Source organism: Shewanella sp. WXL01 (assembly GCF_012263345.1).
GTDB lineage: Bacteria > Pseudomonadota > Gammaproteobacteria > Enterobacterales > Shewanellaceae > Shewanella > Shewanella maritima.
Genome location: NZ_JAAIKQ010000001.1, coordinates 928,250 through 945,252, shown reverse-complemented (window position 1 = coordinate 945,252; position 17,003 = coordinate 928,250). Strand labels below are relative to the sequence as shown.

The 17,003-nt window shown below is 44.2% G+C and carries 14 protein-coding genes; 5 read left to right on the top strand and 9 right to left on the bottom strand.

Annotated features, from left to right (window positions below):
• Window positions 1-342 precede the first annotated feature (342 nt).
• The 9 genes from G3R49_RS04075 to glyA form a co-directional block, all read right to left on the bottom strand.
• Complete coding sequence (locus G3R49_RS04075; RefSeq protein ID WP_167868706.1) at window positions 343-837, bottom strand: phosphatidylglycerophosphatase A; 495 nt, start codon at window positions 835-837, stop codon at window positions 343-345.
• On the bottom strand, window positions 837-1,793 hold the full coding sequence (thiL, locus tag G3R49_RS04070; RefSeq protein WP_167868705.1) for a thiamine-phosphate kinase: 957 nt from the start codon (window positions 1,791-1,793) through the stop codon (window positions 837-839). Before thiL ends, G3R49_RS04075 begins: the two co-directional genes overlap by 1 nt.
• Before the next feature lie 97 nt (window positions 1,794-1,890).
• Window positions 1,891-2,295: a transcription antitermination factor NusB gene (gene nusB, locus G3R49_RS04065; protein WP_167868704.1), complete on the bottom strand. Its 405-nt coding sequence runs from the start codon at window positions 2,293-2,295 to the stop codon at window positions 1,891-1,893.
• Window positions 2,296-2,306: 11 nt separating this feature from the next.
• Window positions 2,307-2,786, bottom strand: coding sequence for a 6,7-dimethyl-8-ribityllumazine synthase (ribE, locus tag G3R49_RS04060; protein WP_167868703.1), 480 nt, complete (start codon window positions 2,784-2,786; stop codon window positions 2,307-2,309).
• Between the two features lie 122 nt (window positions 2,787-2,908).
• On the bottom strand, window positions 2,909-4,012 hold the full coding sequence (gene ribBA, locus G3R49_RS04055) for a bifunctional 3,4-dihydroxy-2-butanone-4-phosphate synthase/GTP cyclohydrolase II (protein ID WP_130598144.1): 1,104 nt from the start codon (window positions 4,010-4,012) through the stop codon (window positions 2,909-2,911).
• A gap of 157 nt (window positions 4,013-4,169) precedes the next feature.
• Window positions 4,170-4,832 (bottom strand): riboflavin synthase, encoded by a 663-nt coding sequence (locus tag G3R49_RS04050; protein WP_167868702.1) that lies wholly within the window; start codon window positions 4,830-4,832, stop codon window positions 4,170-4,172.
• Window positions 4,833-4,871: 39 nt separating this feature from the next.
• On the bottom strand, window positions 4,872-6,026 hold the full coding sequence (gene ribD, locus G3R49_RS04045) for a bifunctional diaminohydroxyphosphoribosylaminopyrimidine deaminase/5-amino-6-(5-phosphoribosylamino)uracil reductase RibD (RefSeq protein WP_167868701.1): 1,155 nt from the start codon (window positions 6,024-6,026) through the stop codon (window positions 4,872-4,874).
• A gap of 48 nt (window positions 6,027-6,074) precedes the next feature.
• Window positions 6,075-6,524: a transcriptional regulator NrdR gene (gene nrdR, locus G3R49_RS04040; protein ID WP_130598147.1), complete on the bottom strand. Its 450-nt coding sequence runs from the start codon at window positions 6,522-6,524 to the stop codon at window positions 6,075-6,077.
• Between the two features lie 174 nt (window positions 6,525-6,698).
• Window positions 6,699-7,952 (bottom strand): serine hydroxymethyltransferase, encoded by a 1,254-nt coding sequence (gene glyA, locus G3R49_RS04035; RefSeq protein ID WP_130598148.1) that lies wholly within the window; start codon window positions 7,950-7,952, stop codon window positions 6,699-6,701.
• Between the two features lie 237 nt (window positions 7,953-8,189).
• Between glyA and ettA the strand changes: the two genes are divergently transcribed.
• From ettA to G3R49_RS04010, 5 genes are all read left to right on the top strand, one after another.
• On the top strand, window positions 8,190-9,857 hold the full coding sequence (ettA, locus tag G3R49_RS04030; RefSeq protein WP_167868700.1) for an energy-dependent translational throttle protein EttA: 1,668 nt from the start codon (window positions 8,190-8,192) through the stop codon (window positions 9,855-9,857).
• 373 nt (window positions 9,858-10,230) lie between these two features.
• Complete coding sequence (locus G3R49_RS04025; protein WP_167868699.1) at window positions 10,231-11,415, top strand: hypothetical protein; 1,185 nt, start codon at window positions 10,231-10,233, stop codon at window positions 11,413-11,415.
• Between the two features lie 148 nt (window positions 11,416-11,563).
• Window positions 11,564-12,040, top strand: coding sequence for an NYN domain-containing protein (locus G3R49_RS04020; RefSeq protein WP_130598150.1), 477 nt, complete (start codon window positions 11,564-11,566; stop codon window positions 12,038-12,040).
• A 358-nt stretch (window positions 12,041-12,398) separates the two neighbouring features.
• Window positions 12,399-16,175, top strand: a complete 3,777-nt coding sequence (locus G3R49_RS04015) for an EAL domain-containing protein (RefSeq protein ID WP_167868698.1) — start codon at window positions 12,399-12,401, stop codon at window positions 16,173-16,175.
• 323 nt (window positions 16,176-16,498) lie between these two features.
• A complete protein-coding gene (locus tag G3R49_RS04010) occupies window positions 16,499-16,960 on the top strand; it encodes a thioesterase family protein (RefSeq protein WP_167868697.1) in 462 nt (153 codons plus the stop codon).
• Window positions 16,961-17,003: the final 43 nt, after the last annotated feature.

The window sequence follows — 17,003 nt, the reverse complement described above, 5'->3', positions numbered from 1 at the left end:
CTATCGTTGATATAGATTGGCGCACAAGCTGCACAGCTTAATACATGCGTCTAAGCTAAACACCGTGAGAGTAAATATCGGCAAGATAGGCTCTTTGTAGATTAGCCCTTTGAAGATAAACACTTATAAGGAGGGTGTTTACATAAAAGGGTTTAGATACCAGACGGTTAACAGGTTGGCTATCAGATAGTTAGCGCCCTTAAACAGATGACCATTAGAATGGTTATTTAATCAATGGCTAAGACCTGTTCCTAGCATAAACAAGGTATTAAAAAGGCATTAAGTATCCACTTAATGCCCATTAGTTTTATCGATGCGACTTAATAGAGCAGCGGTATTAGCTTAAGCGAAAAAGTAAGCTAACCCTTGCAAGCAAATCAGTGCAAATACTCCAGCCAACACGTCATCAATCATAATACCAAAGCCACCATCAACCTTGGCATCTAACCACTTAATTGGCCACGGCTTGATAATGTCGAAAAAGCGAAATAGACCAAAGCCTACTAGCAGCCATATCCAGCCCGCTGGCGCCGCGATAAAGGTGATTAGTAAACCTGCCACTTCATCCCATACAATCGCCCCATGATCGTGCACCTGCATATCTTTAGCGGCTTTATCACAGATATAAATACCAGCGACGATGCTCACTAAGGTTAACGTAAGATAAATAGGTAAGCTAAGTGGCGCCATTAACAGATATAGTGGGATAGCAGCCAAAGTACCGAAAGTGCCGGGCGCTTTAGCAGCTAAACCGCTACCAAAGCCTAGCGCTAAAAAGTGAATTGGGTTAGCAAGCGATAAACGCTTAACTGCAGGGTCTTGAGATAGAAATTTCATTAAAAGTGTTCAAAGCCGTTTTGTTCAATCTGGTAAGGCTGGCCATCTTGTACCAACTTAAGCTTATCACCCGGGCAGATTTGACCAATTTTGACAAACTTAACCCCGGCATGAAGTAAAGCGGTATCAATGGCGCCGCGCTGAGCCTCAGGTACAGTAAATAGTAACTCGTAATCTTCACCGCCGGTTAATGCATAGCTTAACGCCTTTTCTTTATCGACACTCTCAAGCATGGAAGTTGATAAAGGAATGGCATCGACATCAATAATCGCGCCTACATTTGAGGCCTTTAAAATATGCTGAATATCTGAGATTAAGCCGTCAGACAGGTCAATTGCACTGGATGCTAATGAGCGCAGCGCTTGACCTGCAAGTACGCGAGGTGTTGGATTGTAATGACGGTTAATCAAGTAGCCTTTGTAATCAGAGCTAACCTCCTGCTTACCAAGCAAGATATCTAAACCTAATGCCGAGTCGCCTAGGGTGCCTGTAACATAAATCCAGTCGCCATTGTTTGCACCAGCGCGAGTAAGCGCTTTACCGTGCGGTACTTGACCATGAATTGTCACTGTAATCGACAATGGACCGCGAGTAGTATCACCACCCACCAGCGATACACCATAGTACTCAGCAGCTTCAAATAACCCCTGACTAAACTGAGTCAGCCATTCTTCATTAACTTCAGGCATGGTTAACGCAAGCGTCATCCAGGCAGGCTCGGCCCCCATGGAAGCAAGGTCTGATAAGTTTACTGCTAGAGATTTATAGCCAAGAGCACTGGCTGGTATTTCAGACAAGAAATGAACATTCTCGACTAAAGTATCGCATGAGATCGCCAGCGATTTACCTTCAGCAGGTAACACGATAGCGCAATCGTCACCAATACCAAGCTCAACATCTCGCCTGTTTAAACCATGGTCACGAAAGTAATGTTCAATTAATTGGAATTCTTTCACAGTGGTTGTTTGCGCTTACGCGCTACCTTGTTTGCACCTTGAATACGCCTAGCAAGCAACAAATGAAAAACGGCATCCGAAGATACCGTTTTCAGTGTTACTTTTGCTTGACTAACTTATCCAGCAATCCGTTAACGAACTTGTGGCTATCATCAGCACCAAATGCTTTCGCTAGCTCAATTGCCTCGTTAATTGCCACTTTAAATGGCACATCATCACGGTAGGTTAGTTCATACGCAGCTAGGCGAACAATAGCCTTCTCTACTGGAGAAACGTCATCAAAGTCACGGTCTAGGTGAGGTACAAGACGCTCATCGATTTGTGCAGTTTTAGACGCTACGCCCGCCAGTAACTCACGGAAGTAAGCAAGGTCAACGCCATCTGTCTTTTGTTCAGTTAAAAACTCATGTTCAACATCAGCAACATTGTTTTGGCTAAGCTGCCATGAATAAATAGCTTGAACAGCTAAACGACGTGCCTTACGGCGCTCTGAAGGCTTCATTAAATTTCCTACTATACCAACTGTTGTTCTAGATCTTGCAGCACATTAACCATTTCTAGCATGCCAAGTGCAGCTTCACCGCCCTTGTTACCAGCTTTAGTACCAGAGCGCTCAATCGCTTGCTCGATGGTATCAGTTGTTAATACGCCAAATGAAACTGGAATATCGTATTCAAGTGCCACTTGAGCTAGGCCTTTGTTACACTCGCCAGCCACCATATCAAAGTGTGGAGTGCCACCGCGGATAACCGCACCTAGAGAGATAATTCCGTCAAACTTACCGCTAGCAGCCACACGGCGTGCAGCAAGTGGAAGTTCTACTGCGCCTGGTACACGTACAATAGTGATGTTGTCATCTTGTACCTGACCAAAACGCTTAAGTGTGTCTAATGCACCTTCAAGCAGGCTTTCAACAACAAAAGAGTTGAAACGCGATACAACAATCGCCACTTTGGCATTTTTCGCTTCGATATTACCTTGAACTACGTTCATTCTTATCTTACCTAATTTAGCTAAAGCACCCAGCTCGGGTGAAAGAGGCGCTATGATACCATAGCCACCCTTGTTGAGCGCAATGTAATTAATGAAATTGTTAAATAGTAAGCTGTAAAGGCTTACTCAGATATATACTCTGTTACTTCTAACCCAAAACCTGATAACGAATGATACTGTTTTGGTGAGCTAAGTAGGCGCATAGTACTCACACCAACATTAGCTAGAATTTGTGAGCCAACACCAACGCGGCGTGACGTACCTTGCCACTTAGCAGGTGCAGCAGCTTCGCCTTTATCTTCCGCTTCAAACGCTTTGACTTTGGCAAGGATGTCACTGCTATGCTCTTGATTGCCCAGCAATACCATCACACCACCTTCAGTTGCAATGCGCTCCATGGCTTTCTCTAGTGGCCAGCTACGCTGCTGATCACGCTCAGAATGCAATAGGTCATTAAAGGTGTTTTGTAGATGCACGCGCACTAGGCAGTTTTCAGTCACATCGCCTTTGAGTAGCGCATAATGCAGCTGGTTGTCGATAGTGTCGCGGAAGGTCACTAGGTCAAAATCACCAAAGCGTGTTGGTAGCTTACACTGGGCTTCACGCACCACAGTGGTTTCTTTGTTGTTACGGTACTCGATTAAATCGGCAATGGTGCCCATTTTAATACCGTGCTTTTCGCTGAACACTTCAAGGTCTGGCATGCGCGCCATAGTGCCGTCTTCATTAAGAATTTCGACAATCACGCCTGAAGGTTCAAAACCAGCTAAACGCGCTAGGTCGCAACCGGCTTCAGTATGGCCTGCACGGGTTAACACGCCGCCATCTTGCGCCATTAACGGGAAGATGTGCCCTGGCTGAACAAGATCGGCAGCTTTGGCATCTTTAGCTACCGCCGCTTGCACAGTCACTGCGCGGTCATGGGCAGAAATACCAGTCGTCACGCCTTCAGCGGCTTCAATTGATACCGTGAAGTTAGTTGAAAACTGTGCGTTATTATTGGTTACCATTAACGGCAGATTTAGCTGCTGACAACGCTCTTTGGTCATGGTCTGGCAAATCAACCCTCGGCCATAAGTCGCCATAAAGTTGATTGCTGCAGGAGTAACACATTCAGACGCCATAATGAGGTCGCCTTCATTCTCCCTATCTTCATCATCCATCAAGATAACCATCTTACCCTGACGAATATCTTCGATGATTTCTTCTATGCTGTGTAACGCCATATAAAAACCTTTTTGCTAGTCGCTCGTTTTAGAGTTGTTGTCTCTATTATTGTCACCCGAACCATTTTAATACCAATTGGCATCAGGCTCAGGCGTTTGATTTATTCTGTATCTTTGCCGCAAACTTCGGCTTTTCTCTTGCTAAGCGGCGCTTGAGCTAGCGCATAAAACCTGACTTTGCCAGCAGCTCCATGGTTACACCTGAGTGTTCGCCTGCATCTTTGGCTGCACTCGGGTCCATCAACCTTTCAAGATAGCGGGCAATTAAATCCACCTCTATGTTGACGCTATCCCCAGCTTTCATGCTAGTTAACGTGGTTTCGGCTGCGGTGTGCGGCACGATAGTGAGGCGGAATTTACTGCCATCAACTTCATTCACCGTTAAGCTCACACCATCAATAGTAATTGAGCCTTTATGGGCTATATAACGCGCTAACTCTTTTGGCGCATCAAGCCAAAACTCAATTGCTTGACCACGCATTTCGCGCTTAACCACTTTGGCAATGCCGTCCACATGACCACTTACCATATGACCACCAAGACGCGTATTAGCCGTGACTGCTTTTTCAAGATTGACCTTTTGACCAACTTGATAGTTTGCAAAACCCGTAAGCGCCACCGTTTCAGCAGACACGTCTGCCACATAACCATTTGCTAAGCACTCAACTACGGTTAAACACACACCATTAGTAGCAATACTGTCACCTAGCTTTACATCGCCAAGATCTAACTTACCGCTATCAACCGTCAAACGGATATCATTACTTTGGCGCTCAATCTTAGTTAAGGTACCAAGGGCTTCAATTATCCCTGTAAACATATGCTCTCGCTTTGAAAAATTATTCTATAAACTCAGTTTCTAATTAGTTTGCTCGTTGCCAGTCATGCGCAGCACTATCTTGGTGTCTTGCCCTACCCTTGTTTGCTCAACAACTTCTCCAACAGGAAGCTGATCCATTTGTAAATAGTCAGGTAAGTTAAGCATATTTCTGCCCTGGCTTCCGAGGATTTTCGGCGCCTGATATATCACCAACTCGTCCACTAATTTTTGCGCCACAAAACTGCCGCTCAACGTGGCGCCAGCCTCAACAAACACCGAGTTACAAGATTCGCCCAAATGTACTAAAACTTGTTGCAAGTTAATGCGACCTTTATCATCTAAATCCGCCTTGAAAACAGAGACATGTGATGGAAGTTGGCTTTTTACTAATTCAGGGTAAGGTTTTGTAGTCACCAGCAAGATGGGGGAGTCGATTGCAAACAACCGATATTCTGCCGTTAAGCTCGCGTGGGTGTCTAGCACAACCCTAAGCGGTTGGTGAATCTGTGTTTCATGAAGGGAATTTTTAAGGCTACCTAACTCGTCATAACGCACATTGAGACTTGGATCATCCATAGTGACAGTGTTGACGCCTGTTATAAGCGCGCAGTGCTGAGCACGCAGGCGCTGCACATCTTGCCGAGCTTTTGGGCCAGTGATCCATTTAGACACACCATTACTCAATGCAGTTTTGCCATCTAAACTGGTGGCAACCTTAACTGTCACCCAAGGCAAGCTCGTTTTCATGCGCTTCATAAAGCTGCGGTTTATTGCATAAGCCTGTGCTTCAAACAAGCCCACATCAACTCGAATGCCCGCTTGTTCAAGCATATTGATGCCGCGACCTGCAACTTGTGGATTGGGATCTAATACTGCAACAACCACTCTGGCGACTTTTGCATTAATTAAGGCCTCGGCGCATGGCGGCGTGCGCCCATAATGGCTACAAGGTTCAAGGGTGACATACGCCGTCGCGCCCTGCGCGCTAACTTGCTGTTGTTTAAGAGTGTTGAGCGCATTCGCTTCGGCGTGGCCTTGCCCTGCCACCTTGTGATAATCCTCGGCAATAATAGTGTTGCCTTTAGTTATCACACAGCCAACACAAGGGTTTGGGCGAGTGGTATAGCGACCGCGCTCAGCAAGCTGCATAGCACGGGTCATCATTTGCATGTCGAATGTCGACCAAGTGGGCATTGAACGTCCTAGTAACTATATTAAGAAGAGATTATTCTTGTGCCGGCACTACTTTTGTAGCTTAGCGATGGCCTCACCAAACTGGGAAACATCTTCAAATGCGCGGTAAACAGAAGCAAAACGAATATAGGCAACTTTATCCAATGACATCAGCTGATCCATCATTAGATTACCTATCATCTCTGAGTTGACTTCCCGCTCGCCTGTAGCACGTAACATAGATTTGATTTTACTCAGTGACTGCTCAATTTGATCCATTGACACTGGACGCTTCTCAACCGCGCGCAGCATACCGCCGCGGAGCTTCTCTTCATCAAATGGCTGACGAGTGCCGTCTTGCTTAATCACTCGTGGCATCACCAGCTCCGCCCCTTCAAAAGTGGTGAATCGCTCGTGACACTCCATACACTCACGGCGGCGTCTAACCTGATGGCCGTCTGCAACTAATCTGGAATCAATAACTTTAGTATCTGTCGCGCTACAAAATGGGCAATGCATTGTGCCTCCGCAGAAAAACAAAATGGCCGCTAACATTAGCGGCCATTGAAGTTTATCTTATTTACAGCAGTAGGTTAAGGTGAAAGGCTAAAAACTGCGCCTCTATCTCGTTATGCAAAAGCACCTAAAGCATAAGCACCTAAAGCACAAGCGCCCTACGCATGATTGCGCTGATTAAGCGTAAACCGGGAACTTAGCACATAGCTCAAGCACTTGTGCTTTAACACGGTCAATCACATCTTGGTTTTGTGCATCATCAAGAATGTCACAGATCCACGTTGTTAGCTGCTTACACTCAGCTTCTTTAAAGCCACGGCGAGTGATTGCTGGCGACCCAATACGGATACCAGAAGTCACAAACGGTGAGCGTGGATCATTTGGCACTGAGTTTTTGTTTACTGTGATGTTGGCGCTACCAAGCGCTGCATCAGCTTCTTTACCTGTTAGCTCACGACCAATTAGGTCAACTAGCATTAGGTGATTGTCAGTACCACCAGAAACGATTTTGTAACCGCGCTCAAGGAACACTTCAACCATAGCTTTAGCATTGTTCACCACTTGCTGTTGGTAAACTTTGAACTCAGGCTCTAACGCTTCTTTAAATGCAACCGCTTTACCTGCGATAACATGCATTAGTGGGCCACCTTGGCCACCTGGGAATACTGCAGAGTTTAGCTTCTTATATAAGTCTTCATCGTCTGCTGCAGAAAGAATGATACCACCGCGTGGGCCAGCTAGCGTTTTATGGGTAGTTGACGTCACAACGTGCGCGTGTGGGATTGGCGTTGGGTATACACCAGCTGCAATTAAACCAGCAACGTGCGCCATATCAACGAATAGGTAAGCACCAATTTTATCAGCGATTTCACGCATTCTCGCCCAGTCAACAATACCTGAGTATGCAGAGAAACCACCAATCATCATCTTAGGCTTGTGCTCTAAAGCTAGCTTTTCCATTTCGTCGTAGTCGATTTTGCCTGACTCGTCGATACCGTAAGGGATGATGTTGTAAAGCTTACCAGAGAAGTTTACTGGTGAGCCGTGAGTTAAGTGACCACCGTGAGCTAGATTCATACCTAGAACTGTGTCACCTGGCTGAAGCAGCGCCATAAATACCGCACTATTAGCTTGTGAACCAGAATGCGGCTGAACATTGGCGTAAGTTGCACCAAATAGCTCTTTCACACGGTCAATAGCTAGAGTTTCAACGGTATCAACATACTCACAACCACCGTAGTAACGCTTGCCTGGGTAACCTTCTGCATATTTGTTGGTAAGCTGAGAACCTTGCGCTTCCATTACGCGTGGACTGGTGTAGTTTTCAGAAGCAATTAGCTCGATGTGCTCTTCTTGACGAAGCGTTTCGTCTTCGATCGCTTTAAATAACTGAGGATCATAATCGGCAATGTTCATCGCTTTTTTAAGCATGTTAACTCCAAGCAAGTTCTTATATATAGGGTTGCGCGGTATTCTACTCTGCAAGTGAGCTGAATCACACCCCAAATAACATGAAATTCACTGTGTTTTAAATTCAAAACGATTCATGCTTGATTGCCTATTGAAACCACAGCGATAAGCGCATCGCTTTCCAAGGGATTTATTATTGAGTTGTTGAACTTATCGCGTAAACTTAGCCAATCTAGATAAAAAGGATATAACAACCTCATGGCGCAATTCGTATATAGCATGCTGCGAGTGGGCAAAATCGTCCCTCCGAAAAAGCAAATTCTTAAAGATATTTCGTTAAGCTTTTTCCCTGGAGCAAAAATTGGTGTTCTTGGTCTAAACGGCTCAGGTAAATCAACCCTTCTAAAAATCATGGCGGGTTTAGATACCGAAATTGAGGGTGAAGCGCGCCCAATGCCTGGCCTAAAAATCGGTTACCTACCGCAAGAGCCAAAGCTTGATGAATCACAAACCGTGCGTGAAGCCATTGAAGAAGCGGTAGCTGAAGCCAAAAACGCCCTAACTCGTTTAGATGAAGTTTACGCTTTATACGCAGAGCCAGATGCAGACTTTGACGAGCTAGCTCGCGAGCAAGGCGAACTCGAAGCCATTATTCAGGCAACCGATGCACACAACCTTGATGCGGTGTTAGACCGCGCTGCTGATGCGCTACGTCTGCCAGATTGGGATGAGAAAATTGCGGTACTTTCAGGTGGTGAGCGCCGCCGCGTAGCGCTTTGTCGTCTACTACTAGAAAAACCAGAAATGCTACTACTTGATGAACCGACCAACCACTTGGATGCAGAGTCTGTCGCTTGGTTAGAGCACTTCTTACAAGCGTACACAGGTACTGTTGTGGCAATTACCCACGATAGATACTTCCTTGATAACGCGGCAGGTTGGATTTTAGAGCTTGACCGTGGTGAAGGTATTCCATGGGAAGGTAACTACTCTTCTTGGCTTGAGCAAAAAGATAACCGTCTTAAGCAAGAAGCGGCGACCGAAAGCGCTAAGCAAAAAACCATCGCCAAAGAACTGGAGTGGGTACGCCAAGGTAGCAAAGGTCGTCAATCAAAAGGTAAGGCGCGTATGGCTCGATTTGAAGAGCTTAATACTAACGACTACCAAAAACGTAATGAGACTAACGAGCTATTCATTCCGCCAGGGCCGCGCCTAGGTGATAAGGTTATTGAAGTTAACAACCTCACTAAATCATACGGCGACCGCATCTTAATTGATGACTTGTCATTCACCGTACCTAAAGGTGCTATCGTCGGTATTATCGGTGCTAACGGTGCGGGGAAATCAACCTTGTTTAGAATGATTTCAGGTGACGAGCAACCAGATAGTGGCTCTATTGAAGTGGGGGAGTCAGTTAAAATCGCTTCGGTTGAGCAGTTCCGTGACTCAATGGACGACAGTAAAACAGTGTGGCAAGAGATTTCTGATGGGCAGGATATTATGCGCATCAACAACACAGAGATCCCAAGCCGTGCTTACGTTGGTCGTTTTAACTTCCGCGGCGGCGATCAGCAAAAAATCATTGGCACCTTATCTGGTGGTGAGCGTAACCGCGTTCACCTAGCAAAACTGCTACAAGCTGGCGGTAACGTATTGCTACTCGATGAACCAACCAACGATTTAGACGTAGAAACACTACGTGCACTTGAAGAAGCGCTGCTTGAGTTCCCAGGCTGCGCCATGGTTATCTCGCATGACCGTTGGTTCCTTGACCGTATTGCGACCCATATTCTTGACTACCGTGACGAAGGTCAGGTTAACTTCTACGAAGGTAACTACACCGAGTACTCAACCTGGTTAAAGAACACTTATGGAGCAGATGTAGTTGAGCCGCATCGCTTGAAGTACAAGCGCATGAGCAAATAAGGCGGTAGCAAAATAGCTATGCCACACAAAAGCAGAGGTCAAATGACCTCTGTTTTGCTTTGTAAAAGTTTCCCAAAGCACATAAAAAATACATAAACAACAAGCGAACATAGCAAATACAAACAACAGAAAGCTAAAAAACGTTGCTCGCCAATCAAGCGTTCTATTTTATAGCTCAATCGTTAGTTAATAACTCGATCTTTATCAATAATCGGTCACCCAAACGCGGTAGTCGATGACAATCTGTTTGTAAAGCGAAAACAAGTTAAGTATGATTAATTCATAATGGATTATTTCGCCCTTAGCCGAATTTTTCATGGCGTTTTTGAGTGCTAATGGTTCTAGTCTATAAAGAAGAATAATGGAGAAATCAGTGAGATACGGTTCAATTGCCCTTGCCCTAGTATGCTTATATGCAAGTAACTCATATGCTGCACTGGAAGTCATAACAAGTTCAGAAAAAAACACCCTAAAAGATATTGAGCGTCAATATAATATTGACCCTCAGCTGATCTCTGTTAACGACAAGTTCTCTCGACACAACAAAAAAGCCAACGATATTGAAGAGTTAAAAAAGAAGATAGAGTCTGAAAAAGCACGCTATGAAGAACTTGTAGGTCAACTTCAAGACAAAATTCTTGCCAAAGCCAACATGCCAGCCTTTTACCGTCAAATTGAAGATACAGTTAACGGCATCGACTCACTAGAAACTCGAACCCGACTAGACACCCAAGCGCTGGAAGGTGAGCGTGAAGATATTCAAGCAGAATACAAATCAATTAATGCAAAGCGCTCAGAGAAAAGTCAAAAGCTGTTCAAGCTAAAAAAAGACATTACTGACCGTTTAGTAGCGGATTTATCTAAATCAAGCAGTGAGCTACCTGTTAATATCAATGGCTCAACTGAATGTAGTAAGTTCCAATCTATTGCAGACTGTTTAAAAGAGTCTAAAAGCTACATTCTTAGCAATACCCGCAACGAGTCACCTTTTCTTACCGACAAATCAGTATTGCTTGATTATGAAGTGCTTGATGCCAACATGAACATGCATGGCGAGCTTAACTACAAAGTAGCGATGAAGTTCAAGCCATCATACAACAAGAAAATCGATTCCATCATCAATGAAGAGCTTGGGTTAAAGTCTGCCATGATCACCCTAGTAAGTAACGTTGATGCCGACTGGTACATCAATGGCAACAAAGTGGGAACCGGTAAAAAACTGTTCCACGAAATTCCGCTAGGCAAACATGGTATTTTGGCTTCTTATCAATCGGAAGATAAGTCGAGCGTTGAGGACATCGAAGGTAATGGCGTATTTAACTACAACTTCGACAAGCCACAAGTTGCAAACAGTGTCGAACGTCTGCCTGAACAGCCTAAACAAGCAGAAAAAGCAAAACCTAAAGCCAAGTACACCCTATTTTCAGACAACACCAGCATGCCAAAAGGTGACGCAAAAAAAGTCACTACCGAAAAAGGTTATGAGTATTTTATGGGTGTGAAACCGTCGACCAAAAAACAGGTGATTGAATTCACTAACGAGCCTACAGAAAAGTAGTTACTCGTTCAGCTCAATTCAATGACTTATCAAAGCCAGCAATACTCACGCTGGCTTTTTTATTGAAATCGCCATACTCATGCCAAAATCGCGAGATAGTAGCAAGACAGTAGCTAAATTCTAGCAAACCAATATTGTTAAGGACGAGATCTTGAAACAGAAAGTCGCCGTGTTTGTCGATGTGCAGAACATCTACTACACCTGCAAGCAAGCCTTTAACCGCAGCTTTAATTACAGGCGCTTGATTGCAGAGCTTAATGATGAATATGACATCGTCTCAGCAACCGCCTTTGCTATTGCCCCGCAAGATGACGGTCAAACTAAGTTTCAAGATGCACTCAAATACATGGGGTTTAACGTTAAAACTAAACCTTATATTCAGCGCAGTGACGGTAGTGCTAAAGGCGACTGGGATGTGGGTATTACCATAGACGTGCTAGACGCTGCACCTCGGGTCGATAAAGTAATCTTACTTTCTGGCGATGGTGATTTTGATCTATTACTGAAACGCGTTCGCACGATTGGCTGTGAAACTTGCGTCATAAGTGTCAATACGCTTACTGCTAAGTCTCTTATTGACCAATGCGATCACTACCGCGCAATCTGCCCACAATTCCTTCTCTAATACTTCAACCTTTTCCAATAGGCATACATAATAGTCCGTCCATCAATACAAATAAGTAAATAGAGCCTAGCGTCACTTAGGTAACAGTTGCTTGTAAGATTGGCTATTATAATAACTGGGTTGTGATTTCAGCAAAGCAAATTCGGTAACCTTATACTTACGTAGCTACAGAGTATTAAGGCGATACAATTTGATCCAGCTTATAGCCGGCATGTTTAAAATGTGACATTTCCCCATAATAAATTATGTGCCACAATGACCATCGCAATTCTGCCCTTAATGTGACCTTCATAGGCGCGAAATAGCCAAGGAATTAGGCTGATTATTTGAGTAACAGTAACTAATCGACAAGGCATTGATGTTTAAAACAAAGCTTTCTTTTTGCTTATTTGTCATCAGCTTATTTTGCGGCTTAACTCACCTAGCCCAAGCCAAGCAATACTCCCTTGAGCAGATCAATGTATCTGAGGGGTTGCCGTCGACTCTAATCAATAAAATCTTCCAGCAACAAAATGGTTATTTGTGGTTTGCCAGTGACGGTGGAGTGAGCCGTTTTGATGGCATCAATTTCGTTCACTACCGCTTCTCGCCCGACGAGCCACGTCATATATCCAATAACTTCGTCAATGAAATCGTTGAAGATGAGCAAGGTAACCTTTGGTTCGCGACAGAAGACGGCTTAAACAAACTTTTGCCTGATGGCAGTATCGAAATTTACTACCAAGGACACAATGGCCTGCCATCTAGCTGGATAACAGACATATATATCGATTCAAAAAAGCAGATGTGGCTTGGCACAGGAGCAGGGCTAGCAAAAGCAAATCCAGACGGAAGCTATACAACATTCAAGCTTTTACACCAAACTGAAGATAACCAACCCAATTACTATAACAGCACTATCTACAGCATTGTTGAGGATGACAACGGCGCTATATGGGCTGGAACCGACATAGGTCTTGCTATTCTTAAGCCGGGCAAAAGTGAGCTAGTACTATTCAAGGAGCAAGACTCAAGCTACTACCTTGACACTTATGAAGCGCCAAAACAAACACAGTTTTTTGGCGATTACTTTTTAACTGCCCAAAAACATGAAAATGGTAAATTGCTGTTTGGCACTCAATACTCAGGTTTACTTATACTCGACCCAGATACAGGAAAAGTTGATCAATACTCTGCTACCGGCAGCCGCATCCAAGGTAGATTTATCCCGAATAATACCATTGAAGCAATCACTCAGAAAAACGCCAGCGAATATTGGCTATCAACCAATAGCGGCGCCATCAAGCTCAATATCGACACCGGTGAGTTCGAACATATCGAACCAATACCGTTTGAACCGACTAGCTTGCCTTCAAAATACGTCAATCACATATTTATCGACAACGCTGGTATCACCTGGTTCGCCACTAATCAAGGCGTTGCATTTTACAGTCCGCTGAGAGACGCAGGAGTATTTTATAAGCCGAGGCCGTTAGACACACAGTTATCAGCCAGTACTGCATTTAGTTTCGCAGTACAAAATGAAAACATACTGTATGCCGCAACTGAAGGTGGACTAGATAGAATTTTATTGGATGAGCAAATATCTCTACTTGATCCCTTAAAAAAATTTTTTGAAGATAATAAAACGGAAGTTTGGGGTGTACGTACTGATAAATTGGGCAATCTGTGGCTTGCTCACCCATACGGCCTGACTCGAATTAAGGGTGATAAAGTCGATCACTATTCTTCGGCGGAAGACAATAAACACGGTTTTCCAGAAAGAGAGTTCTACACTGCTGAGCCAGATAATAAAGGCGGAGTGTGGATAACAGGCTATATGATGGGCGCACTGTACTTTCACCCAGAAAACAACATCCTTAATTCTTACCTCGATGATATCAACGCACTATATTTACTCGGCGGTAACTTCAGCTTTCAAACCATAATAGCCCAAGATGGTAAATTGTGGCTGGCAACCACTAATGGCGTATTTGTCGTCACCCCTGGTAAAGAAGGCTTTGAGCATATTAGCTTTGGTTCAGCCCAAGAGAACATTCGTGTTGGCGGCTTGTTTCAAAGCCAAGATGGTGCAATTTGGGCTGCGACGTTGGGGTTAGGACTCGCCAAAATCGTCGTTGATGAAAGCTCTGAAACAGGCTTTAGCATAGAGTACTTTAATCAGGATCATGGTCTGGCTGATAATCGATTGAAAGCTGTTGTTGGCGATAAGCAAGGACGCCTGTGGCTCACCAGTCAACAAGACCTTGTGATGTTTAACCCTAAGACGCAACGTTTTGTTCACTACCCAAGTTTATTCAACGAGCGTAACCTGAATTTTTCAGAATCGGCTCTCACCATTACCGAAAAATATCTTATTGCTGGCAGCAACCGCGGCGTATTGCAAGTCGACATAAACAAGCTCACATACAATAGGTTTGAGCCTAAAGTACACATCACATCTGCGATTATCGCCGGTAACGACTACCATCAAGTCAATAACCAAGATGGCTCACCACTGACCTTTGACTACGATCAGAACGTAGTGCAATTTGCCTTTGCAGCACTCGATTATACCGAGCCGGCTCGCAACCAATATCGCTACCAATTAATGGGGTTTGACAACGATTGGATTGATGCTCAAAGCACCCCGCAAGCTATGTACACTAACCTGCCACCAGGAAAGTATACCTTTAGAGTGCAAGGCAGTAACAGCGATGGTATCTGGAGCCCTTACCAAGCTAACTTTAGCTTTACGATTAAGCAACCATGGTGGCTGTACACCCTGTTTATTTTGGCAAGCATTATTGTACTTATGACTTGCCTGTACGTGGTTAACCGCTTTAGACAGATCAATGAGCTAAAAATGCGAGCTAATTACGATACCTTGACAGGCCTTGCAAACCGATACTTCTTTAACCAAACACTGGACCGCACTTTAAGTAATGAAACCCAGTCTGGCGCAGTTGTCTTTATTGATCTGGACCACTTTAAAGAGGTGAACGACACCTTAGGTCACGATGTTGGTGACGAGCTAATTATTCAAGTGGGCAAACGTTTAAAGCACACCATCAAGCAGCAAGATACGCTCGCACGACTCGGTGGTGACGAATTTGCAGTTATTATTAACGGCCCTTTAGAACAAGAGAATTTAATCAAGATAGCCCAGCGCTTAAAAGAAGCAATGGCCGCAGGGTACCTAATTAATGACAACTGGATTAACAGTTCTGCCAGTATCGGAATTGCCCGTTTCCCTGAAGATGGAGCAGATAGTAAGACGCTATTAAAGCATGCAGATACCGCTATGTATGCAGCTAAAAATCAAGGTCGCAATGACATTTACTTCTTTAATCAAGCGTTATCAGATGCCTTAATGGAGCGTTTGTCCATCAAGCAAAAACTAGCCGATGCGATCACCGAGCAACAATTCAAACTCTACTATCAACCGAAACTGAGCTTACCTCACCAGCACATCGTTGGTTTTGAAGGCTTACTGCGCTGGCATCACCCTGAAGATGGTTTCATCGCGCCGGACAAATTTATTCCAGAGGCCGAGCAAAGCGGACAAATTATCGAGATTGGTTTATGGGTGTTAGAGCAAGCTTGCATACAAGGTAAAGCTTGGGATGATGCTGGGTTACTGCAAACCAACTTATCGATTAACATCTCACCAGTGCAATTAAATCACGCCACTATCGTTGAAGATATTGAGCAGATACTTGCGAAAACCGGCTTTGCGCCAAACAAGCTTGAGCTTGAAATAACCGAATCTATTCTTATTGAAAACGTTGAGTTGGCTAAAACCCTACTTAGCCGCTTAAAAGCTATTGGCGTACGCGTAGCACTAGATGACTTTGGTAAAGGTTATTCGTCTCTCAATTATTTAACTCAATTCCCAATCGATACCCTAAAAATTGATAAGGGCTTTATGGATGCGGTGCTCCAAAGCCCAGAAAACCACCTAGTACTTAAAAACATAATTAACCTAGGTAACGAGCTAAACCTTGATGTAGTTGCTGAAGGCGTTGAAACCCAAGCTCAGCTTAATCTGTTACTGCAATATCAATGTCACTGCGCTCAGGGCTACCTATTTAATCCACCAATGCCTGTCGATAAAATTATTCCTCTGCTTAATCCAGTGGCGCTTTCTAGCTAACCAGAGCTCGGGATTAGGAAGTGTCAATGACTCTCTATTCCTGAGTTATATCTAACATTTAGTTTCTAGCGAGATAGTTTTGTTTAGTTCAAGGCGAAGCTGCGCGTCAATAGCTAGTCTATTGCAAGTAGCTTCAACGCAGAAATAGACAAAAATAGCCGTTAGAAACCAATTTATTATCCCGAGTTCAGGTTAGCTAATGGCTGTTTAAGCAAATAACGCGCTAGCCAAGTGCATGCAACTCAAATGACAAGTTTCTCGCGCTACCATCCAAGGTCAATGTTAGCTAAACTCAGGCATCGACAAATTTAACTTGCCATTTCATGACCCAGCAAAAACCAACTGCCACAACTCAGCTAGATAATTCATTAAGTGAAGTGTTTCATTTCCCGGTGCAAATCTATTATGAAGACACTGACTTTTCAGGCGTGGTCTATCATCCAAACTTTTTAAAATACTTTGAGCGCGCCCGTGAGCACGTGATCGGCGCCGATATATTAAATCAGTTATGGAACGCGCAAGGGCTAGGATTTGCCGTCTATCGCAGCGACATGCTATGCCATGACGGTGTTGAATTTGCTGACGTGATTGATGTGCGCACGCAATTTTATTTTGAAAGCAAATTTCGTACAGTATGGAAGCAAGAGATCTGGCGCCCTAATGCCGCTAAGCCTGCGGTGACCGCAACCATAGAAATGGTGTGTATGAATACGAAACGCCAGCTACAGGCCATGCCAGTTGAGCTAATTACTAACTTACAATCTCAAGCAAAGCTTGGCAGCTAACATTCAAAGTAAAAATCAAATACTATGTTCAAACGGATAATTT

Bases quoted from the DNA above. Each gene is read 5' to 3' on its own strand.
- G3R49_RS04050 (WP_167868702.1), bottom strand. From the start codon at position 4,832: ATGTTTACAGGGATAATTGAAGCCCTTGGTACCTTAACTAAGATTGAG.
- G3R49_RS04010 (WP_167868697.1), top strand. From the start codon at position 16,499: ATGACCCAGCAAAAACCAACTGCCACAACTCAGCTAGATAATTCATTA.
- ribE (WP_167868703.1), bottom strand. From the start codon at position 2,786: ATGAACGTAGTTCAAGGTAATATCGAAGCGAAAAATGCCAAAGTGGCG.
- nrdR (WP_130598147.1), bottom strand. From the start codon at position 6,524: ATGCATTGCCCATTTTGTAGCGCGACAGATACTAAAGTTATTGATTCC.
- glyA (WP_130598148.1), bottom strand. From the start codon at position 7,952: ATGCTTAAAAAAGCGATGAACATTGCCGATTATGATCCTCAGTTATTT.
- nusB (WP_167868704.1), bottom strand. From the start codon at position 2,295: ATGAAGCCTTCAGAGCGCCGTAAGGCACGTCGTTTAGCTGTTCAAGCT.
- G3R49_RS04075 (WP_167868706.1), bottom strand. From the start codon at position 837: ATGAAATTTCTATCTCAAGACCCTGCAGTTAAGCGTTTATCGCTTGCT.
- G3R49_RS04015 (WP_167868698.1), top strand. From the start codon at position 12,399: ATGTTTAAAACAAAGCTTTCTTTTTGCTTATTTGTCATCAGCTTATTT.
- ettA (WP_167868700.1), top strand. From the start codon at position 8,190: ATGGCGCAATTCGTATATAGCATGCTGCGAGTGGGCAAAATCGTCCCT.
- ribBA (WP_130598144.1), bottom strand. From the start codon at position 4,012: ATGGCGTTACACAGCATAGAAGAAATCATCGAAGATATTCGTCAGGGT.
- ribD (WP_167868701.1), bottom strand. From the start codon at position 6,026: ATGCCCACTTGGTCGACATTCGACATGCAAATGATGACCCGTGCTATG.